Origin of the sequence: Flavobacterium poyangense (genome assembly GCF_011751075.1) — a bacterium.
Taxonomy (GTDB): domain Bacteria; phylum Bacteroidota; class Bacteroidia; order Flavobacteriales; family Flavobacteriaceae; genus Flavobacterium; species Flavobacterium poyangense.
In genome coordinates this window covers 448,259-470,982 of the sequence record NZ_JAALLN010000002.1, presented here as the reverse complement: position 1 = coordinate 470,982, position 22,724 = coordinate 448,259, and the positions used below count along the sequence as shown (strand labels likewise).

The 22,724-nt window shown below is 31.1% G+C and carries 21 protein-coding genes; 6 read left to right on the top strand and 15 right to left on the bottom strand.

The annotated features are described in order from the left end of the window. The first annotated feature begins 20 nt into the window (after positions 1-20). Positions 21-251: a DUF6341 family protein gene (locus G3A47_RS06845; RefSeq protein WP_047774628.1), complete on the top strand. Its 231-nt coding sequence runs from the start codon at positions 21-23 to the stop codon at positions 249-251. Here the strand turns inward: G3A47_RS06845 and purD are convergent. Beyond that, entirely contained in the window at positions 243-1,517 is a 1,275-nt protein-coding gene (gene purD, locus G3A47_RS06840; RefSeq protein WP_166921436.1) for a phosphoribosylamine--glycine ligase, read from the bottom strand. The genes G3A47_RS06845 and purD overlap by 9 nt on opposite strands. Positions 1,518-1,650: 133 nt before the next feature. Here purD and G3A47_RS06835 point away from each other — a divergent pair, with 133 nt between their 5' ends. The 3 genes from G3A47_RS06835 to G3A47_RS06825 all read left to right on the top strand — a co-directional run bounded on the left by G3A47_RS06835 (position 1,651) and on the right by G3A47_RS06825 (position 4,114). Continuing rightward, positions 1,651-2,961 (top strand): phenylacetate--CoA ligase family protein, encoded by a 1,311-nt coding sequence (locus G3A47_RS06835; protein WP_166921435.1) that lies wholly within the window; start codon positions 1,651-1,653, stop codon positions 2,959-2,961. 35 nt (positions 2,962-2,996) lie between these two features. Then, positions 2,997-3,518 carry an ORF6N domain-containing protein gene (locus G3A47_RS06830; protein ID WP_166921434.1) on the top strand — a complete coding sequence of 174 codons (522 nt, stop codon included), beginning with the start codon at positions 2,997-2,999 and terminating at the stop codon, positions 3,516-3,518. A gap of 68 nt (positions 3,519-3,586) precedes the next feature. Beyond that, a complete protein-coding gene (locus tag G3A47_RS06825; protein WP_166921433.1) occupies positions 3,587-4,114 on the top strand; it encodes an ORF6N domain-containing protein in 528 nt (175 codons plus the stop codon). A 77-nt stretch (positions 4,115-4,191) separates the two neighbouring features. Here G3A47_RS06825 and G3A47_RS06820 read toward each other — a convergent pair whose 3' ends face one another. The 14 genes from G3A47_RS06820 to G3A47_RS06755 all read right to left on the bottom strand — a co-directional run bounded on the left by G3A47_RS06820 (position 4,192) and on the right by G3A47_RS06755 (position 19,689). Further along, entirely contained in the window at positions 4,192-4,959 is a 768-nt protein-coding gene (locus G3A47_RS06820; protein WP_166921432.1) for a glycosyltransferase family 2 protein, read from the bottom strand. Between the two features lie 237 nt (positions 4,960-5,196). Then, positions 5,197-6,180 (bottom strand): UDP-glucuronic acid decarboxylase family protein, encoded by a 984-nt coding sequence (locus G3A47_RS06815; RefSeq protein ID WP_166921431.1) that lies wholly within the window; start codon positions 6,178-6,180, stop codon positions 5,197-5,199. 152 nt (positions 6,181-6,332) lie between these two features. Next, on the bottom strand, positions 6,333-7,283 hold the full coding sequence (locus G3A47_RS06810) for a hypothetical protein (protein WP_166921430.1): 951 nt from the start codon (positions 7,281-7,283) through the stop codon (positions 6,333-6,335). 122 nt (positions 7,284-7,405) lie between these two features. Beyond that, positions 7,406-8,530: a glycosyltransferase gene (locus G3A47_RS06805; protein WP_166921429.1), complete on the bottom strand. Its 1,125-nt coding sequence runs from the start codon at positions 8,528-8,530 to the stop codon at positions 7,406-7,408. After that, a complete protein-coding gene (locus tag G3A47_RS06800) occupies positions 8,517-9,716 on the bottom strand; it encodes an O-antigen ligase family protein (protein WP_166921428.1) in 1,200 nt (399 codons plus the stop codon). The genes G3A47_RS06805 and G3A47_RS06800 overlap by 14 nt, the downstream gene beginning before the upstream one ends. Further along, positions 9,713-10,504, bottom strand: a complete 792-nt coding sequence (locus G3A47_RS06795) for a glycosyltransferase (RefSeq protein ID WP_166921427.1) — start codon at positions 10,502-10,504, stop codon at positions 9,713-9,715. Before G3A47_RS06795 ends, G3A47_RS06800 begins: the two co-directional genes overlap by 4 nt. After that, positions 10,497-11,864, bottom strand: coding sequence for an O-antigen ligase family protein (locus tag G3A47_RS06790; RefSeq protein WP_166921426.1), 1,368 nt, complete (start codon positions 11,862-11,864; stop codon positions 10,497-10,499). The genes G3A47_RS06795 and G3A47_RS06790 overlap by 8 nt, the downstream gene beginning before the upstream one ends. A gap of 4 nt (positions 11,865-11,868) precedes the next feature. Beyond that, a complete protein-coding gene (locus G3A47_RS06785) occupies positions 11,869-12,957 on the bottom strand; it encodes a glycosyltransferase family 2 protein (protein WP_166921425.1) in 1,089 nt (362 codons plus the stop codon). After that, positions 12,944-14,248, bottom strand: a complete 1,305-nt coding sequence (locus G3A47_RS06780) for a flippase (protein ID WP_166921424.1) — start codon at positions 14,246-14,248, stop codon at positions 12,944-12,946. The genes G3A47_RS06785 and G3A47_RS06780 overlap by 14 nt, the downstream gene beginning before the upstream one ends. 65 nt (positions 14,249-14,313) lie before the next feature. Beyond that, a complete protein-coding gene (locus tag G3A47_RS06775) occupies positions 14,314-14,850 on the bottom strand; it encodes a hypothetical protein (RefSeq protein ID WP_166921423.1) in 537 nt (178 codons plus the stop codon). A 132-nt stretch (positions 14,851-14,982) separates the two neighbouring features. Continuing rightward, entirely contained in the window at positions 14,983-15,963 is a 981-nt protein-coding gene (locus tag G3A47_RS06770) for a hypothetical protein (RefSeq protein WP_166921422.1), read from the bottom strand. 9 nt (positions 15,964-15,972) lie between these two features. Next, positions 15,973-17,652 (bottom strand): DUF6909 family protein, encoded by a 1,680-nt coding sequence (locus G3A47_RS06765; RefSeq protein WP_166921421.1) that lies wholly within the window; start codon positions 17,650-17,652, stop codon positions 15,973-15,975. A gap of 40 nt (positions 17,653-17,692) precedes the next feature. Beyond that, positions 17,693-19,177 carry a GH3 auxin-responsive promoter family protein gene (locus tag G3A47_RS06760; protein WP_166921420.1) on the bottom strand — a complete coding sequence of 495 codons (1,485 nt, stop codon included), beginning with the start codon at positions 19,175-19,177 and terminating at the stop codon, positions 17,693-17,695. An 11-nt stretch (positions 19,178-19,188) separates the two neighbouring features. Then, positions 19,189-19,689: a peptidase gene (locus G3A47_RS06755; protein ID WP_166921419.1), complete on the bottom strand. Its 501-nt coding sequence runs from the start codon at positions 19,687-19,689 to the stop codon at positions 19,189-19,191. A gap of 209 nt (positions 19,690-19,898) precedes the next feature. On the opposite strand from G3A47_RS06755, the gene G3A47_RS06750 reads away from it, so the two are divergent. Both G3A47_RS06750 and G3A47_RS06745 read left to right on the top strand, forming a co-directional pair. Then, complete coding sequence (locus G3A47_RS06750; RefSeq protein WP_166921418.1) at positions 19,899-20,084, top strand: Sec-independent protein translocase subunit TatA/TatB; 186 nt, start codon at positions 19,899-19,901, stop codon at positions 20,082-20,084. Between the two features lie 132 nt (positions 20,085-20,216). Then, the gene (locus G3A47_RS06745) at positions 20,217-22,679 is read left to right on the top strand and encodes a T9SS type A sorting domain-containing protein (RefSeq protein ID WP_166921417.1); all 2,463 of its coding nucleotides are present in this window, start codon (positions 20,217-20,219) and stop codon (positions 22,677-22,679) included. The last annotated feature ends 45 nt before the right edge of the window (positions 22,680-22,724 follow it).

Here is a 22,724-nt window from a genome sequence, read left to right as displayed (position 1 = left end):
AACATATAATTTTATAAATTATGACAGCTTTTTTTGAAGGAATACAATACTTATTTGTTAACATTTTATTTGCTCCACTTGACTTTTTACGTCGTTTAGAGCTAATTACTTGGTTTGGTGCAAACACAATTAACTGGATCTTCATGATTATTTGTTCTGCAGCAATCGTATATTGGATTAAACAATTACGTATTTTTGATGCTGCAGGAACAGAAAATCAAGATACTACGGCTCACTCTTTCTTAAAGTAAGTCGAAGCCGATATCTTTTCTAAAATACATCTTATCAAAATTTAGTTTATCTATGTTTTGGTAAGATTTTTTTATGGCTTGTTGGAAATCATCTCCATAAGAAGTAATCGTCAATACACGACCTCCGTTACTTAAAACAGCTCCGTCTTCTAATTTTGTTCCCGCGTGGAAAACAATAGAATCTGTAATATTTTCCAGACCGGTAATTACTTTTCCTTTCTCAAAATCTTCCGGATATCCTCCTGAAACCACCATAATTGTTGTGGCACTTCTCGGATCAACCTTCAAATCAAAACTATCCAATTCCTGATTGGCTACAGACAAGAACAATTCAACTAAATCAGATTCTAGTCTTGGTACTACCACTTCCGTTTCAGGATCACCCATTCTTACGTTGTATTCAATAACGATTGGTTCGTTTTTCACATTGATTAAACCAATAAATACAAATCCTTTGTATTCGATTCCATCTTTCTGAAAACCTTCAATTGTCGGTTTTACGATGCGTGTTTCAATTTTTTCCATCAAAACGGCATCTACATAAGGAACCGGAGAAACTGCTCCCATTCCGCCTGTATTCAATCCTGTATCTCCTTCTCCAATTCGTTTGTAATCTTTAGCTGTTGGTAAAATTTTATAACTTTTACCGTCAGTCAGAACAAAACAACTTAATTCGATTCCGTCTAAAAATTCTTCGATAACAACTTTTGAACTCGCTGCACCAAATTTCTGATGAACCAGCATGTTTCTCAATTCAGTTTTTGCTTCTTCCAGATCCTGAATAATCAAAACTCCTTTTCCGGCCGCTAAACCGTCTGCTTTTAAAACATAAGGAGGTTGTAATGTTTCTAAAAAATCACATCCTTTTTCAACTGTTTCAGCCGTAAAGCTGTCGTACGCTGCAGTCGGAATGTTGTGTTTCATTAAGAACTCTTTAGCGAATTCTTTACTTCCTTCTAATTGAGCTCCTAATTTAGATGGCCCGATAACCGGAATATGTTTTAAACTTTCGTCATTTTTGAAATAATCGTAAATCCCTCTTACCAATGGATCTTCAGGCCCAACGACTACCATACTCACTTTTTCCTGTAATACAAATGCTTTTATCGCATCAAAATCGGTTGGAGACATTGCAACATTTGTGGCAATACCAGCAGTTCCGGCATTTCCGGGTGCAACAAAAAGTTTTTCGCAAAGCGGACTCTGGATCATTTTCCATGCAAATGCATGCTCTCTTCCGCCTGATCCCAATAGTAAAATTGTCATGTGTTGTTGTATTTAGTTGTGGTGCAAAAATAATTGCTTTTGAACGTAAAAAATAATTAAATCTTAAAAAGTTGTTGATTGCTCGCTGTTAGTAAATGGATAATATTATTTTTGAAGAAAATTTAGTCTTCTAATGATTTCTCTTTTTGACTTTTCCCTTCAATTAAATGGTTTTCCGATAAAGAAAGCAAAAGCTGATTTAGATGCCATTAGCCGTCTTTCTGAGAAAGAATTTTTAGTATTTCTTGAAAAACAAAAAAACGAAATTGTTGATTTTCATTTGCAAAATAATCCTTTTTATAACGAATTAGTTGGAACTAAAATTGCCCAAAAATGGGAGGATTTACCTGTTTTGAACAAGCAAAATTTGCAAAAACCACTGCAAGAGAGACTTTCTAAAGGGTACACCTTAAAAAATGTATATCGCAACAAAACATCCGGATCCAGCGGAACGCCCTTTGTTTTTGCAAAAGATAAATATTCTCATGCCTTAACCTGGGCTTCAAACAGTATGCGTTTTGGCTGGTTCGGAATCGATTTTAATCATTCGTATCAGGCCCGGTTTTATGGTATTCCGATGGATTTTGTTGGCTACCGAAAAGAACGCTTTAAAGATTATTTAGGCAACCGTTTCCGATTTCCTGTTTTTGACTTATCTGATGAAGTTTTGGAGAAATTCCTGAAGAAATTCAGAACAAAAAAATTCGATTACCTCAACGGTTATACCAGTTCTATTGTTTTGTTTGCTAAATTTTTAGAGAAAAAAAATAGTGTTTTAAAAGACATTTGCCCAACGCTTAAAGCTTGTTTTGTTACTTCGGAAATGCTTTTTGAATCGGATAAAAAACTCTTAGAAAAACAATTCGGAATTCCGATTATCAATGAATATGGAGCTTCAGAATTGGATTTAATTGCTTTTGAAAACCCAAAAGGTGAATGGCAGGTAAACTCAGAAACACTTTTTGTTGAAATTTTGGATGAAAATAATCAGGTTTTACCGTACGGAAAAGAAGGTCGAATCGTGATTACTTCTTTGTTCAACAAAGCAAATCCGTTTATCCGATACGATATTGGCGACATCGGAATTTTGGACGAAAAAAGCACCCTTCAAAAACCAATTCTAAAAAAACTCATTGGACGAACCAATGATGTCGCGCTCTTGCCAAGTGGGAAAAAGGCACCCGGATTGACGTTTTACTATGTTACCAAAAGCATAATTGAAGACGATGGAAATGTAAAAGAGTTTATCATCAAACAAACACAGTTAGATACTTTTGAAATTGAATATATAAGTGATTATGAATTAGATGCTAATCAAATTCAAAAAATAGAAGAAGCAATTGCCCTGTATTTGGAACCTAATTTAAATTTTAGTTTCGTCCGAAAAACGGTTTTAGAAAGAACCAATAGAGGGAAACTAAAACAATTTAAATCTTATTTATAAATAAAATCTTACATTTGTTTTTCAATTAAAAACTTATGGACGATCTCTCTTTACTTTCGGAAGAAACCATTTCTAACAAAATATACTTTATCCGTGGTCAAAAAGTGATGCTTGACAGTGATCTGGCACTACTTTACGGAGTCGAAACTAAAGTATTAAAACAAGCTGTCAAAAGAAATCGATCGCGGTTTCCTGAAGATTTTATGTTTGAACTTACTAAACCTGAATATGATTTTTCAAGGTCACAAATTGTGACCTTGAAAAGCGGTCGCGGATCGAATTTAAAATACCTCCCTTATGCTTTTACTGAACATGGTGTCATGATGCTGTCGAGTGTGTTAAAAAGTGATAAAGCAATTCAGACTAATATCCAAATCATGCGTATTTTCACGAAAGTTAAACAAATGCTATGGGATACAACAGAAATTAAAGTTGATATTCTCCAAATTCAAAAAAAATTGGAAAATCACGATAAAAATATTGAATTAGTATTCTGCTATCTGGATGAGCTAAATGATAAAAAAGAGGAAAGAGTGAAAATTGGATATAAAAAGTGATAATTGCCAAGACGATTTAAATTGCATACAATAGAAACAAAATTTTATTATTCAGTAAATTACTATTTATGTCTGATTTACCTTTACTTTCGGAAGAAACCATTTCTAACAAAATATACTTTATTCGTGGTCAAAAAGTGATGCTTGATCGCGATTTGGCAATATTGTATGGTGTTGAAACTAAAAGATTAAAAGAGCAGGTTAAAAGAAATATGGAGCGCTTCCCAGAAGACTTTATGTTTGAGTTTACAAAAACAGAATTTGAGAATTGGAGGTCGCAAATTGCGACCTCCAATTCTGATAAGATGGGACTAAGACATGTACCAATGGCATTTACTGAACATGGCATCCTAATGTTATCAAGCGTTCTAAAAAGCGATAAAGCAATACAAACCAATATCCAAATCATGCATATTTTCACGAAAGTGAGACAAATGCTCTTAGACACAACTGAAATAAAAATCGATATTCTTCAGATTCAGAAGAAGTTAGAAAATCATGATAAAAACATAGAATTGGTCTTTTCTTATCTGGATGAACTAACAGAGAAAAAAGAAACAGATAGTGAAAGAGTAACAATTGGCTATAAAAAATAAATTCTTTAAGGTCGTAAATTGCGACCTTAAAGAATTATTCAGATTGGAGGTCACAATTTGTGACCTCCAATACCATCTTATTTATTCTTTATATAATGTGGTTTTATAACCAATTGTGTAAACAAAAACCGAATCATTAGTATAACGGAAAATACAAGATTATAACCATGAAATTCTCTGTAAACACCAAAATTGTGTTTGATTAATCTAAATTTTGAAGACGAAATAGAATCTTTTCTGATTCTGTAAAAAGCCAACGATTCCGGAACCGGTTTGGTTGTTTTGATTTGTTTTAAAATTGTAAGCCACAATCGCCAGTCTTGCCTTTTTTGAGAATTTGACAGACTGATTTTTCCAAAATAATCAACATCATAGATTGCGGTTAAATTGCCCACATAGTTGCAAAAAAACAATTGATTGTAACTCAGATTTAATGGGGCTTCTACTCTTCTGTTTAAATCATTACTGTCTTCGTCTATACAATCATAAAATGAAAATGTAAAAGGCAAATTGTTTGCTTTTAAAAATCGAATTTGTTTTTCCAGCTTCTCCGGAAACCATAGATCATCGGCATCAAGATAGGCAATGTACTTTCCTGTAGCTTTTTCTAAGGCCGTATTTCTTGCAAAACCATTCCCTGAATTTTCGGTTAATTTAAACAGCTTTATTCTACTGTCTTTTTGAGCAAATTCCTCAATAATAACAACAGTTTGATCTGTTGAAGCATCATCAACCAAAATTGCCTCCCAGTTTGAGTAACTTTGATTCTGAACTGATTCTAAAGTTGCTCTGATGAACTTTTCAGTATTATAAGTAGGTATTATAACAGATACTAATTCACTCATTTGACGATGACTACTTTCGGAATTTATTTTTAGTTTAAAAAATAATAGAGGTAAGCTCCTAAGATACTAAGTCGCTAAGATTCTAAATTTTATTACTAAACATGCAGATTTGTAATAATTTAGCAATCCGAAACCTTAGAAACTCAGAATCTTAGTGCCTTTATAACTTTATCCCTTAAAACCTTTTCTATTTCAGAATATAGGTTCAATTAAAAAACTCGGGCTATATGGAAATTATTATTTTATATAACTGGAGAAATCTTTGTGTTCTTCTTTTGAAAGTTCTTCCTTAGAAAGGGATCTGAAATAATCATACGTAATTTTCATACCTTCCGAACGGTTTACCTTCGCTTCCCAACCCAACAGTTCTTTCGCTTTTGTAGTGTCTGGCTGGCGTTGTAACGGATCATTTATCGGTAACGGGTGGTATACTACCTTTTGATTGGTTCCTGTTAATTTAATGATTTCTTCTGCAAAATCTTTAATTGTGATTTCATCCGGGTTTCCAATATTTACAGGATACACATAATCCGAATGCAATAATCTGAAAATACCTTCTACCTGATCATCGACATAACAAAACGAACGTGTTTGCATTCCATCGCCAAAAATCGTCAAATCTTCACCGCGAAGTGCCTGTCCGATAAACGCAGGAATTACACGACCGTCATTGAGGCGCATTCTTGGTCCATAAGTATTAAAGATACGTACGATTCTGGTCTCTACACCATGAAAAGTATGATAAGCCATAGTAATCGATTCCTGAAAACGCTTGGCTTCGTCATAAACACCACGCGGACCAATTGTATTTACGTTTCCGTAATATTCTTCTGTTTGTGGGTGCACCAATGGATCTCCATACACTTCTGAAGTGGATGCAATCAGAATTCTGGCTTTTTTTACACGTGCCAAACCTAACAAATTATGTGTTCCCAAAGAACCCACTTTTAAGGTCTGAATCGGAATTTTTAAATAATCAATCGGACTTGCCGGCGAGGCAAAATGCAGTATATAATCTAAATCACCCGGAATATGAACAAATTTGGTAATATCGTGATGGTAAAATTCGAACTGTTCTAATTTGAATAAATGCTCAATATTTTTAAGATCTCCCGTAATCAGATTATCCATTCCAATAACATAATAGCCTTCTTTGATGAATCTGTCGCACAAATGCGATCCTAAAAATCCTGCTGCCCCGGTGATAAGTATTCTTTTCATAGTAATTATTTATACTTGGCAAATGTAACTTATTTGAAAAATATAGAAACTATTCTAAAAAAAAACTGTCTAAATTAATTTTAGACAGTTTTTTAAATTTTACCAGAGTTTTAATTATGATGGTCTCATCTAATGTAAAAAAAAACAACTAGTTATTTTACTTTTAACTTTGCTTCTAATACTTCTATCTTTTTATTTTGCTCAATAACATAAAGTGTTAATTCTTCTATCTTTTGCAGCAAGACATTACTCATTTCTCCCAATTGCAATCCTTTATCTTTGATTTCCTGCGCTGAAGGTACATTTGGTAAATGATTATTCTCTTTAGTATATTTTTCTACCTCGGCTAATGTTGGCATCACATAATCAGATTTCAATTCAGATTTACCGGTATAGTATTTCTGAAAAACATAATCTGCAGGAACTGATAAATCAACCCTAACTTCTTCTGCATGAATCTTGCCTTTTACTGTTAATTTTTCATCCGGATTAATTGAACCTATGCCGACATTACCGTTAGCAACAATTGCTAAACGAGCCACTTGCATTAGATCACTTTTCGAGGATATTTGTTTTGTATTATAAATATCAGCCGATGTTGTTGTTACGTCATTAATACTAAAAATTGGAAAAGACCCAAATGAGGTATTGGTTATACTAAACCTTTTGGCCCACAATGCTGAATTATGTAACAATATCCCATTGTCAAAATTATCATTCCCTGAACGCAAATGCAATATTGATAATGGCTTAACAATATCACTAAGCATATTTACACCTAGTCTAAAATCAGTGAGTCTAAGCGTTGAAAGTCCTTGATTATTTGCAAAATCAAATCCCCCTAATGGATTTGAAGTATCAACACTATTTGAATTGACAAATTTTAAAACTTGCCCCGTTCCTACTTGTTGCCTTGAGATATAAGATCCATCCCAATCCCAATATATTTTATTATTTGAACTTATTTTTATATTACCTTTTACCTCTAATTTTTCTGTTGGTGTATTAGTCCCGATACCTGCGTTACCTGTAGTTGGAAATATATTTTGACCAAAAGAAATTGCAGCAACTAATAGAGTTACAGCAACAAATAATTGTTTCATAATTTAAGATTTTACGTGTTATTTTATCTTAATTCCAACAAATCTAACAAAAAAATCATCAAACGCATTTCATAAGTCCAACTTCTTTACTGTTATTTAAAGAACTACTATATTCGAGGCGTTTATTTTATTTGTTCTCTATAAATAAATTCTAAATCATGTATTTCTTTCAAAATATTATGATTCATCTCAAATCTTATTTTAGCATTTTTTGAAAATTCAATATATGTATTTTCATCATTTAAAAGTTTAATAATCCTTTGGGCGAAAACAACTGTATCATCATCCTCAACCACATATCCGTTAAAATCGTTTTTAATCAAATCCCTGTTTCCATCACAATTAGAAACCACACAAGGTATCGATAACGCTAAGCTTTCAATAATAGCGTAAGGCAACCCTTCATACCTCGCAGTAGATAAATATAACTTAGATTGACTAACTATATTTAAAACATCTTCACGAGAAGTCCAATTTAAGAGCGTCACATTGTTTATTAAATCCAGTTTTGAAACTAATTTTTGAACTTCTTCTAACTGATCTGCATGATATCCAACCCCCACTAACACAAGATGCATCTGTAGTGTTTTATTTACTTCATGCAAAACACGTATTAGTTCTTCTATATTTTTTTGATAACATGGCCTCCCAACTGTACAAAAATAATCCTCTGGCCATGTTCTTGGTATCGAAAGCTCTAAAATATTTTCGATTGGTTCAATCGCATTACTGAAAAGCAATGTTTTTGTTTCAGAAAAACCAACTTCTTCAATAGCTCTGTTTAATTCGGATTCAGAAGATGCTAGTAAAATCGTATTCCCTTTTGAAAGTATCTTTTCAACAATTAAAAAAAAAGCTTTTTTTATCTTGTTATTTGTACTTAAGTAAGAAAATGCCTGAGGCGTATGAAGTACTTTTATCCCTGTTAAAAATCCAACAACTCGCCCTATAACCCCTCCTTTTGTACTATGAGAATGTATAATATCGGGGCTTTCTTTTCGAACTATCTTCAGCGCTTTTATAATTGCGAGAAAATCATTCTTTATTGATATTGGTCTATAGATCGGAATTTTATAATCAACAACCCTTTTTTTACTTTTATCTCTAAATTCTTCATTTGTTTCTTTGTCTCCATGAATCACAAAACATTCGAAAGCTGACGCATCCAGATTTTGTATTATTTGCCGTAACGAAACATCTACACCTCCTACTGAATGAAGAATATGTGCAACTTTAATTTTTTTCATTACTTCCTTTTTTTGCGGGAATTAAAATTAAAATAAATATCCCAAACAAATAACATCCAAACTGTCTATAAAAAATATTTTCTACCAAAAAAAATAACATAAACGAAATAGCAATTGCTAATGAAAAAAAATCCCTTTTTACTTCGTAAAACAATTTTATAAAAAAACTTATAAATAGTCCCAGTCCTAAGATACCTCCAATTAAATAAAAATCTATAAATTGATTATGTGAATTAAATTTTTCTGATAAGAAATACTCTTTTTTTGACTGATTTTCTATTGTACGGGCATAACATTCTAAAAAATTATTGTCAATTATTTCATAACCTTTAAATCCCGTTATAAGATTAAAATCCTTTTTTTCAGACATATCACTCGCACAATTCCAAATCACAATTCTAGGTTCATAATCTGAAGCAACTTGTATCGATTCTTCAATACTACTCTTTACAAAAAATCTCTCTGAAATGTTCTTATTCATATAAATAATCAAACCAAACAAAAGGATAATAGCTGTACTAAATAAAACTTTTTTATACCATTTCACTTTATAGTAAAAAAGAAAATAAACTCCTGAAATACAAAATATCGTAATAATGGAAATTCTGGCAGATATTAAAATAATAAACAAAATCAATATAATTGAGTTTATTATATATAAACAACGGTGTTTAACTAAGAAAAAAGCCTTTTCTATCGATAATAAAAAGCCTAATACTGAAACAAAGCCCATATACGGACGCTCTAAAATTAATAGCTTATTAACCTCATCTGTATTAGCAAATGGCAAAGTATGATTTTTATAAAAAAATAATCCAATTAAAAAAAGAGAACTTAAAATACATGCATTTATGCCCAAAAGAACAAATAGCTTAAAGCTTTTAATATTCCTGATTTTTTGTAATAAAAGTGATAGCCAAAATGACAAAAAAATACCTTTATACACTTTCAAGTCATATCCTATCGCACCATAAATAAGCGATTTAAAAAAAAGTAATGCCAATAACCCAAATAAGATAATCCCTGAAGATATAGTAATTTTATACTCCTTCAAATTAAAATTCGTAAAAAACGAAACCGATAAAAGAATCAAAATAATATTAGGCACCGCTTTTGAGAAAAAAAGCGTCAAAATCATTATATAAGAGAGATACTCAAAAATATTCTGCTTAATTAAGTTTTTCATCTTTTCATTTTCTTTATAAACAAAATAAAATAGTAAGGAAGATACAAGAGCATATAATTTCTAATAAGTCCATAAATTGGATAAAAACCGAAATAAAAATTTTCTTTTATAATTACTATTCTGCTTTTAACTTGCTGCCTTCTCCTCTTTAATGAAATTCCATTTCCATTTATTTCTATTTGCGTTAAATACTCTTCAATATTAGCCATTTTAAAAGTCTTTGAAATCATAAAGAAAAAAGCATAGTCTTCTGCAGATTTATAGTTTAATGGATAAAACCCGACTTTTTTTAAAATTTCAACAGAAAACAGGATCGCAGGATGAATCAGCATTGAATTAAAAAACATTTTATTTTTTATATCCTGGTCCTTTAATGGTAACCTAATTGAATATAGAAAAACATCGTTCTCATCAACTGCTAATACATTTGATCCAACAATTTTTATATCCTCATGCTCCTTCAAAAATTTCTCCTGAGTGCCAAATCTTTTTCCAAGGCAAACATCCCCGCAATCTAGTCTGGCAATATATTTATATCCCTTCTGAATTATAATTTTTAATCCTGTATTTAATGCTGTTTCAATTCCTTTATTACTTTTCAGATACTCAAATGTTATGCTCCCTTTTGCATTAAAATTAGTACGAACATCATCTTCATTAAATTTATTTATACTTCCATCATCGACAATTAACACATCAAGTTCTTCATCCTTATCAATAGATTTTAATGATTTCAGCAATCCTTCATTATTATTATAATAAGGTATCAAAAGCACTACACTATTCATTTTTTACTACTTTTAGTTTATATCTTAATTGAATTAAAATAGCAAGACTTAACCAAGCCACATACATTCTAAAAGTATCAATCTGAAACCAATTTATATACAATCCGATTAAAGTAACTAAAACAATAATTGCAAGTATTTTCCCTTCGTCTTGAGTCTTTCTCATTATGCTTAAAGTCTCCTTTAAAGAAAAATAAAGAAGTGTAATAAATAAGATGAATCCAACAAGTCCAGTTTCTGCTAATAATCTAGTGTACAAGTTATATCCTGGAGGGAATGTTTTATCTTTTTTATTTTTGTAGAAAAGCTTAAATTCATAATTTCCTCTGGTAGCCCAACCTGGATAATGTTTTCTGTTATGATATGCTTGTTGACCAAATCCCACCCCAATAATTGGGTTTTCTTTAAAAACCTCTATTGCAGCATACTGCATTCCAAATCTCGATTGGTTGGAAACACTTTTCGTCAAATTATTTCTAAAATCCAACGAATCTAACTTTGTTGTGATCGACTTAATTACTTTTTCTCCATTTAAAGCCAATAAAATAGAAAATACAATACTAAACCCGAAGAAAAATCTTTTTATATAAATTTTAAATCGATTATCACGGTATAGAAAAATTGAAAAAATAAATGCCTGAAAGAAAACAACTATAAGTCCCGTTCTTGAACCTGAAAAATACGTTAAAACCAGTACTGTAATTGCTGGCAAAAATTTGATACTTCTATTACTTGTCAAAATGTAACTAAACATCCAACCGGCAGTACTAATCAAATAAATAGCTAAAAATGGTGGTTCATATGCAATAGATGAAATTCTTCCTGTTTGAATACTTACTTCTAAAAAAGGAAAATAATCAAATAAACTTAAAACCGGATATAAAAATCCGAAGCCAAAAATAGAAATTAATGTTTCGAATAAGCCATATACAGATGCTATAATTAAAGAATACAAAAATACCTTTCTTATTCTAAACAGTATTTCCTTCAATTCCATTTTTACTAAAACATTAATATATAACATAAAGAAAAACAAACTCGATATTATCAACGAAAAATACTGCCTGACAAACCTATTTATCCCACTGGTGTGTTTAAAATAATTAGACACTACTGTATTTGCATTTAAAAGCGTTGTGATTATACACCAAACTAAAAACAATATTACAAACTGAAAAAGTATATTATTATATGGTATTACAATTTTTTTAGAATTGAATGTGTCCACAATTAAAGTCGCAAACGCAGCAAATAAAAAAATAAAACCAGATTCACTTTTAAATTCACCTAACAACGGAATTCCTTCATATTCATTAAAAGGAAAGAAGAAAAGACCTAAAAAAAACAATAATGTATACAATTTCCTAAGCAAAATTTCTCGTTTTTTTTATTTTAAGATTATTTAAATTTCGAAGAATTTCTGAAACTTTTGGATAGTAGGCTAATTTAATTACAAAAATTAGCAAATACAAACCTATTAAAGATTTGCTTTTTATAATTTTCAATACTAGTACTTCAAACGTACCTTGCCCTTTTAAAATGTCATCACCGTATTTCATTGCTAACATACAAACTTCCGAATCAAAAGTCATAGATTTTATTTTCTTAATTTTATAAGCAAATGAAATTTTTACCGTACCATATTTAAATACCAAATAAAAAACTTTCTGAATAAAACGAATTGCCTTTAGTTTTTCAAACTCTTTATCATCAATAATTAAATTAAATCTTGTTTTATAATCAAAATGAAATTTTTGTCTGGCTATCTCAAAATAGTCTATTTTAAAAATATTCTTAGATACCCCATCAAAAACTTCTCTATAAAAATAACCGGAATAATCTACAAAAAGTACATTAGATGCCGTATTAAATATATTTAAATTAAACATCTGATCTTCTTCATATTCATTCGGAAAAATAATATTATGAGCGGTAATAAGCTCTTTTTTATAAATTTTATTCCAGACTGCAAACAGGTCTTCTCTTTCTAATAGATTTGAAATAATATTATTTTGAATAAACCTTTGATCATATATTATGTTGACCGGAAATACTGCGTCTTTAAAAATATATTTATTGTCTCTTCCTAAAAAATAACTCGAAACAACTATATCTGTATCAAATTCAGATGCCTTCTTATACAACTCTTCAAACATATCTTGGGATACAAAATCATCTGAATCGACAAAACCTATATACTTTCCAGTAGCATTCGCAATCCCCGCATTTCTTGCAGCACTTCTCCCGGCGTTATCCTGATTAATAATTTTTATTCTTTTATCATCCTTTTGAAAATCTTCTATGATCTGACGACTATTGTCTGATGAACCATCATTGATAAAAATAAATTCACATTCTTTTAATGTTTGATTCATCATTGATTTAACACAATCTACCAAAAAAACTTCTGCATTATAAACAGGAATAATGACGCTAACTTTAATTTGTGCCATACCTTTTTTCTTCTAATATAATTTTTTTTGTTTCCTTATTTGCATAAAACCACATTCCTAAAACAATAAAAATCTGAGTAATAGTAAGAGAAATAGCAGTTCCCAATTCTTTATAAAAATAGGTCATTATTAAATTGATACTAATATTTAAAATCGCTGCCCACATAATTATGAGAAAGTATAAATTATCTTTCCCTAAGTTTAATAAAATTTGTTTTCCAAACATTGTGTCCAAAAAAGAGGCTAGTGGAATAATAAGCAATATTTTAAATAAAATAACACTAGAATACATATCCCTACCATAAATAAATAGTATAATTTCTTTAGAAAAAAAGAAGCAAAAAAAGAAGATCATCAAAAAAACTATTCCTCCGATTAGTGCTAACTTATTAATTTTCTTGATCGCTTGTAATTTACTTTGAGCCATTTGCAAAGAAAAATAGGGAAAAATAGCATTAGAAACAGGCGTTTGTAAATTACCTATTGCACGAATCAATTTTTCAGATGCTGAAAAAAAACCAACTGCCTGATTTCCTGCAATAATACCTAAAATTAAGGTATTCGTATTTGTAAATAAAGAGATTTTTAACTCTGATAAAAAAACATATTTCCCTCTATTGAGTTGTTCTTTTATAGATTTAAAAGATTGTATCTTAAATTTAATATCAAAATCTTTTCGAATATAAAACAAAGAAAAAATCCCTGCGAAAATAACCCCTAATGCATTAAAAACAGGAACAAGATAATAATCTGATTTTTCTTTTACAAAAATAAAAAGGGCGATAGTAAAGATAACTTTTGATATGAGACTCAAATAAGTAATGTATTTCATTTTTTGAATTCCCTGAAAATACCAACCCGGAAAAATTGCCTGCCCAAGAACTGAACCAAATGAAAACACATAAATTATCCAATACATTCTAAAAACTTCAAATGTAAAAACAATTCCCATCATTATAACAAAACTCAATAGTAGCAGAAATAATTTTGCTGACATGATTTGGTTAAAAATTTCACTTTGTTTTTCAGGATTATTAATTACCAACGAAATATCTCTGGTTCCTGTGGCATTAAATCCATAATCTGTAACAATTTGAAAATACGTTATAAAAGCAAATGAAAAAGACAATAATCCGAAATATTCAACTTTCAGAACATGCATTAAATAAGGAATTGTAACTAGCGGTAAAATTAAATTTAAACCTTGTAATACAGAAAGGTAAGCAAAATTTAAAGCTAAAACTTTGTGTTTTTTATATTGTAGAAATATATCAGAAAGTTTTAATTTCAAAATTTAGATTTTTTTAAAAAAGGCTATACAAAAAATTGTATAGCCTTAGAAATTATATATAGAACTTACATTTTTACCCCTCTAACCTTTTCTAATTCAGGATAAATTGATGCTTTTACTAAAAAAAACGGATCATACTTTTCCCCATTATTAATAAATGTTGCAATCCCTGTAGCTTCGTCAAATTTTATATACTCATTAGGAGTAAAATATTTTAATAAATCTTTTTGATCTATTTTAAAACTTCTACCTTCGAAACTTAATGTTATGGAGTTTATTTTAATTGGTTCCTGATCCTTTTTTGAACTAATATCGATACGAATATCATTTGGCAAAATTCCTTCAGGAATACTAAATACTACTGTCTGTGACTCCTCTTTTCCTTTTATTCCATAATAAACCGTATTTTTCTCATCAAAATAAGAAATCGAAGGATCTTTATAGAAAAGTATTAGTTCGTCATCTTTTTTGATGTCTAGATCTACAATTACATCAAATGTATTTGCTTTTACCTCTTCAACTGGTTTCTCTTTCTCTGCATTTTTACAGGAAATTAAAGAAACTATCATTAATAAACTTAAAAGAATTGATTTTGTTTTCATTTGTACTTTTTGGGCAAAAATATATTTTTTTTAGTATTTAACTCTAAAAACATCTATCTAATTGATATTTGTTAAACTTTAAATAACAAACATACCTTTCTCTATTAAAAATCTCATTTCCATCAAAATAAATTAAGCACTTTTCAACTTTTGCTTTCTATAAAAAGAGATAAAAAATCTGAAGAATATAAACAGAAAAATAAATAATACTGGTAACAATAGTTTTAAATCCCCTTTAATAAATTTAACGGATTCTACATTTATTGTAACGCTACTTTCTTTAATAATTTTATCAAAATTAATTAATTCTACTCTATGATTTCCTTGTTCAGCTATTAACTCATCTTTCGTTTTAATAATATCATTAAGCTGGGTATTCTCATTATAATATAATAATTTATTATTTTTATGAACCCCGCTAGTTGCATTAGAAAAGTTACTTAAAACACCGTCAATCTGTTTAATGATAGTGTCATTCTGTCCCATCTTTAGCTGAACATTTTTATATACTTCTTTCTGTATTTTATTATAATAATCTGATTTATTAAAATATTCTAAAAGCGGTTTTATTAACTGTTCTCCAGATGTTCTTTCTTTTGTTGATAAAATAATTCTCTGATAAGTATAGTTTTTACTCGTTATGTTTTCTTCCAGAACTTTATTAATATCACCATCTTCAGCCATCAATTTAATTAATTCAAAATTTTCCGGTTTATTTTTAATGAAATTATATACATCTGCTATAGGTTTAATTTCTATAGCTTTCAGATTTTTAGGTTGTAGAATTCCAACAGTATTTTTTAAGAATAGAGTATCATTCTCTTTAATTTTAGAATTAATTAAACTAATTTTAGAATACAAGTAATCTGTACTTCCGAAATTCGGTGCAACAATGATTTGATGCTCATAGCTTTTTTGAGTTTTATCAACCAACATTCCTATACCAAAACCTACAATAATTAATAACAAAACAACAATCCAGTTTCTGATAAAAAACTGGATGCTATTAAAAATGGAAGTTTGAACTGATTCAAAAAAATTACCAATCTTTTTAGAAATCTGTACTAAATCAATTTCCTGATCTTCCTGACTTTGAGGTACTTTGGTACTCATTTATAAGTTCTATTTTATGTTGAAAATTTGCTCTAAAATCTTGATCGTAATCAAATATGTAGGTTTTACACCGGTGGTACCAAGACCTCCTGAAGCCAATGTGCTTCCGGTTTCCAGCGGATTATCTGAAGCATAATAAGCATATCTTACTTTGATATCATGCGGTACACTCTTTCTGATTTTTGATGCCGATTGTATGGCTTTTTGATAATAAGAGCCTTCCATTTCAAGACCAATTACGCCCCAAGTCGACTCGTGGAAGAACTTTAACAAGTCTCTGTTCTGTAATGATGTTCCTAAAACGGTTACCATAGCACCCTCAAAAACCGCAATATCATTTCCTTCAAACATGGCTCCTGTTAACTCATTTTCAAAGAAATAATTATCGGCTGTACCTTCATTTATATGGGCTGTCGGGATCATGATGTCTCCTTTTCCTCCTTCTAAAATTCCGGCTTTACCCATTATCGATACCGATTTTACTTCTAATAAAGTATCTTTTTTAAATGGTTTTAAAAGTTCATCGATGGTTTCATATGCCTGTTCTCCAAAAGCATAATCCATTACAATGATAACCGGTTTTTCTTCCTCCAGTTTTGCTTTTGGAAAGGCTGTTTTTGCCCAGTCAATTTTAGCTGTATCAAAAATCTGAACATCAATATTGGTTCCTGACGTATCCAGTAATGAAATCATTCCGTTTTTCAAAGCCAGCTCTTCAACAACTTTTCTTGTTTCTTTAGCACCCGATTTGCTTAACTCTTCATAAATAAAGAAATCAGATTTGTCTTTAAATTTTGTTTTCAACAACGGAGTGGCAAAAATAGAATTCATTACACTGTGCATGTTTGCACTAATAACATGAATTGGACGCTTCAAAAGATTATTGGCTTTTAAAACTTCCTTGATGTTTGTTGCCCAGATTTCTCCATGAATGTGGTGCCCTAAACGCTCTCTTAAAACCGGACTGAATGTAATGGTTCGTTTGTTATTGTCAATTACTTCTTCGATCGCTAATTTTCCTAACCAATAGATAACATGCAGAAAACGATCCGGAGCTTCATCTGAACCAAAAGCATCGTAAATATCCAAAACTTCCTCAAAAGTTCGGCCTAAAATATTCGCTACATGTGAGATCGCTTTTTCTTTTTCTATTAAAGTTAATTTTTTGGTCTGCATTACAGCCTGCTCCAGTTTCATCCAATCACGTGAAACTTCACCTCCATCATCCAGTAAAACTCTATTTTTTATTTTATGAGATTCAATAAAAATAAACGTCAAATGCGTTAGTATATCGTAAATATCAGAACGTCCACGCGTGATTTCAACATTCATTTGCTCCTCGTCAATTCGATAACAATTTCTTCTTCTTTTTGGAGGAACAATTGCTTGAAAATGGGACTTAGAATACCCTTCGTCTGAGGTTAAATTAATAAATCGGCATTGCTCAATTCCAATTGGAAGGCGCTCTATCACATACAAAAGTCCATTTAATTCTACTTTCTCCTCGGCGATATTTCCATAAATTTCCGGACGTAATGCCAATAAGGATTCGCGTAAACTGTCACCTGAAACTCCCATTGGTTTATAAAAACCACGGTTGAACAAATGACGCATTGTAATGTACATTTTTTCTATCGCAGCTGATGATTCCTGCGCTCTGGATCTTGAAATATGTTTTGTCTCTTTCATTTTTTCTAATTTTCAAACTTATAAAGAATAAGTTGCATTTTTATTTTAAATTATCCGCTATATCCCTATTATTTGATAATCGTGGAATTTTATTTTGTCCGCCCAATTTTCCCTGTGATTTCATATAGTCCTGAAATCCGTTTTTAGCCACTTTAGTTACCACCACTTTTCTTAAAACATTGCCGACAATCAAATCATCGTAATAAATATTTTGCTTACGCATCGCATTATCAATCTTTTCTTCAAAAACCTCCATGTTTTCAGGCTCTGTTTCAAACTCTACCAACCATTCGTGATAAGGCAATCCGCTTGAAGGTGTAATTTGTGGTGCAACCGTAAATTCGTTAATTACAATTTTAGTCTCTACTGTGGCTTCTTTCATTGCATTTTCTACTTCATTGGCAATAACATGTTCTCCAAAAGCAGAAATATAATGTTTGATTCGGCCTGAAACTATAACACGATGCGGGAACAAGGTAGTAAACTGAACCGTATCTCCAATATTATAGCCCCAAAGTCCTGCATTTGTTGATATAATTAAAGCATAATTTACGCCCAATTCAACTTCACCAATGGTAAGCCTTTTTGGATTTTCTGTAAAAAATTCATCTGCTTTTATAAACTCATAAAAAATTCCTGAATTCAACAACAAAAGCATTCCTTTTGCTTTTTGAGAGTCCTGATAGGCAAAAAAACCTTCAGAAGCCGGAAACAACTCAATACTGTCTACTTTTCTGCCAATCATATTTTCGAATTTGGCCCGATAAGGTTCGTAATTAACCCCTCCGTAAATAAACAAATTAAAATTTTTGAATAATTCCCCTATTTTCTTTCCACCGCTCTTCTCCTGCAAACGCTCAAAATACATTTGTACCCAGGACGGAATTCCCGAAATAATGGTCATATCCTGTTCGATTGTTTCTTCAACAATGGCATTTACTTTTGTATCCCAATCTTCAATACAATTGGTTTCCCAGGATGGCATGCGGTTCTTTTGCAAATACTTCGGTACAAAATGTGCTACAATTCCCGAGAGTCTTCCAAATTTAATTCCGTATTTCTCTGTTAAAATAGGACTTCCTTGCAGAAAAATCATTTTCCCGTCAACAAAATCAGCCTTTCCACTCTCGTAGATATAATGCAAAATGGCATTTCGGGAAGCTTCAATATGATAAGGCAATGATTCTTTGGTCAGCGGAATATATTTCGCACCGGATGTTGTTCCGGAAGTTTTTGCAAAATAAATTGGCTTTCCTTTCCATAATATGTCTTTTTCACCCTCTCTAACCTTATCAATATAAGTTTTTAAGTCTTCATAATCCCGAACAGGAACCCATTTCTTAAAATCATCAACCGTTTTTATTTTATCAAAATGATGATCTACACCAAACTGAGTCTCTTTAGCAGTACGAATTAATTGCTTAAAAACCTCTTGCTGGGTTTCGACCGGTTTATTGGCCCAGGCAAGTGTTTGATAGTATATTTTTCTGGCAAATAATTTTGCCGCTACAGATTTAATAGACATCCTTTATGATATTATTTCTTCTCTTTTTTATTTTTATCCCCAGTTTTTCCGTTTGACTCCTTCTCAGCTTTATTTACTTCTTCTCTTAATTTAAGCTCTTCTTCTGTAACTTTCATATTAACTTCGGCTGCTTCATCAGTTTCTGCGAGAATGGAATCTTTATTAAATTTTGCATACTCCAGCTCCCCTCTCAAAACTTTCTGAACCCCTTTTAAATACGCTTCATTTTTCTTTAAAGCCCTCTCTAAAGAATCTGACTTTATAGCTAACTCCATAGCATTCCGCTTCAATTCAGAAGAAGAATATCCCGGAATAAACTCGCGCAAAGGAGTAAATGCAATGATGAAAGTAGTAATTAAAATCAAAAAAATACCGCCTAAGGAAAAAACAACAAAAACATTCATCAAGGTCAGTTTCAATGAAAACTGCTCTTCAAAAGTATCTTCATTCAAAATAACTAACCGGTTTTTGATGAATAATTTTTTTCTGAAATTGAATTTCTTCCTGGTCATTATTGTTATTTATTGCGAGCAAATATAAGAATTAATCATCTTGCTGATACCTGCCAAGATTAAGGGAATGTGCTGAAATTACTATTTTATGGAATATTTAACGCCTGTTAAGATAAAAAATTACAAACAAAATCATTTTCCGTATGCTAATTCTATATACCTTTGCCAAAAATTAGATACAAATTTGCTTCGGCATTAAATATACAATCATGGGAAGATTAGGTCTTACAGAAATCCTCGTAATAGTAGGTATTGTGATATTACTTTTTGGAGGTAAAAAAATTCCGGAATTAATGAAAGGTTTAGGAAGTGGAATTAAGGAATTTAAAAACGCTGCCAAAGACGATCAATCTGCTCCTGCTGCCAAAAAAGAAGAGGAAGAGACAAAAAAATAGTTTTTTTAAACGTATTAAAAATCCCAAGCTACACTGTAGTCTTGGGATTTTTTATTTCCCATTTTTCTATCCGTTGCCTTTTTTAAATGTAGTTTTTACAAGTAAATCTATATATTTGATAAAAACTATTATATGAAAAAACCTTTACTCTTTTTAATTTTATTTTTACAATCCTTAATAACAGCTGCACAAAATCCTGCAGATGTAGAACAGACTTTTGGTCCCTATCCCGGATTTAACCACATCGTTAGTAAGATTGTTACTCAGGCTGACGGGAAAATATTGGTTGGCGGAAACTTTACTACCTATCTTGGAAATCCTGAAAATTATCTGGTTCGATTAAATAAAGACGGAAGTAAGGATACTTCTTTTAATATCGGTACCGGATTTAATAGAAGTGTTAGTGCAATTGTTGTTTTACCTGATGGTAAAATACTAATTGGAGGAAGTTTTACAACGTATAATGGTGCTGTTCAAAACAGAATTATTCGTCTGAATTCCGACGGAAGTAAAGATGCAACTTTTAATATAGGTACCGGATTTGATAACTCCATTCAAGCTATCGCCTTGCAGCCTGATGGTAAAATACTTGTGAGTGGTTATTTTTCAAAATACCAGAACAGTTATCAAAATCGATTAATACGTTTAAATCCGGATGGTACAAAAGATCCTTCCTTAATAGCCTATCAAAGTGGAAGTATTTTAGCAATAGTCGTACAACCTGATGGAAAAATAATTTTAGGCGGCGGTTTCAGAACTTTTGCAGATGAATCTCAAAATCTGTTAATTCGTTTAAATCCAAACGGAACGAGAGACACCACTTTTGATGTTGGAAGCGGATTTGAAAAAGATCCTTCAGCATCTTTTGGTTCTGTAAATACTGTAGTACTTCAGCCGGATGGAAAAATACTGGTTGGCGGTGATTTCAGATACTATAAAAAAGAACTTAATGAATATATCATTCGTTTAAATACAGATGGAAGTAAAGATGCCACTTTTAATACTGAAAACAGAATTGGTTCTTTTAGCTATGTTCAATGCATCCTTACGCAACCGGATGGAAAAATAGTGGTTGGTGGAAGCTTTACTGAGTTTAGGAGACAGAATGACCCGCAAAATCGTTTAGTCCGTTTTAATGCCAACGGAACAAAAGACGAAACTTTTAAAATTGGAACCGGTTTTAATGATCTTGTTGAAACAATAGCTTTACAAAATGACGGACAATTGCTCATTGGAGGAGTATTTACTACTTATCAGGATCTTATACAAAATCGTTTGGTACAATTAAACCCTAATGGAAGCAAAGACATTTTATTTAATGAAACAAATGGTTTTAGCCACGTCGTAAATGCAATTGCCGTACAAAATGACGGAAAAATACTTGCCGGTGGTGAATTCACTACCTATAATGGAGCTTCACAAAACAAACTAATCCGTTTCAATTCTGATGGAAGCAAAGACGAAACTTTTGATATAGGTACCGGCTTTACTCATGCTGTTAGCTCCATAACGATGCAAGCAAATCAGAAAATACTGGTAGCCGGAGATTTTCTTTATTTTGATGGAAGTAGAAGGGATCATTTAATTCGACTTGAAAGTGGCGGATATCAGGATAGCTCTTTTAAAGTAAGTGCTGTTATTCAGCGAAATAGTTTAATAGTAGTACAACCTGACCAGAAAATTTTGGTTGCCAAAGATTTTAGTATACCTTATCAACAACCACAACAAAAAGGTTTGATTCGCTTAAATTCTGATGGAAGTACTGACACTTCTTTTATTCTTCCATCACAATTTGGAACCGGTATTATTTATGCATTAGCAGTACAAAACGATGGAAAAATAGTTGTCGGCGGTTATTTTACAACGAAAATTGGAGCCGCTCAAAATTATTTAATTCGTTTAAATTCTGATGGAAGTACTGACACTTCTTTTAATGTGGGAATTGGATTTGATAATACTGTAGATTCTGTCCTTATTCAATCAGACGGAAAAATACTTATAGGAGGTAGTTTTACTAAATATCAGGAAATACCTGTAAAATCTTTTATTCGTTTAAATTCTGACGGAAGTATTGATCCTACTTTCGCTCTTGATCGTAAAGTTTCCAATGCTAACCCAATCCTGCAAAAAGATGGAAAAATAATATTAGGTCTGAATCGTTATAATTCTGATGGAACTATAGATAACTCTTTCCAAATTGGAACTAAAGAATTTAATGGGTACATTAGAGCTGTAGCATTACAACCTAATGGACAGGTGCTTGTAGGAGGTGAGTTTACTAAATATAAAGATATTAGCGGTTCTGCCTATTTAGTTCGTCTAAAAGGAACCGAACTTTCTTTATCTAATGATGAATTCACTCAGAAAAATAATTTATTCTCCTTGTGGCCAAACCCGACAAAAAATGTATTAAATATAAACTCTTTAAACGAAACCAATTATTCTGTAAAAATTTATAATATACTGGGCAAATTACTTTACACCAAAGAAAATGTAAATGCACCAATTGATGTAAGTTCTTTTACTTCCGGTTTATATTTGATAAAAATAAAAGCAGGAAATGGTGAAATATCTCAAAAATTTATAAAAATATAAGTACTTCAATTAAAAACCAAAAACTCCCAAATTACAGTTGTAGTT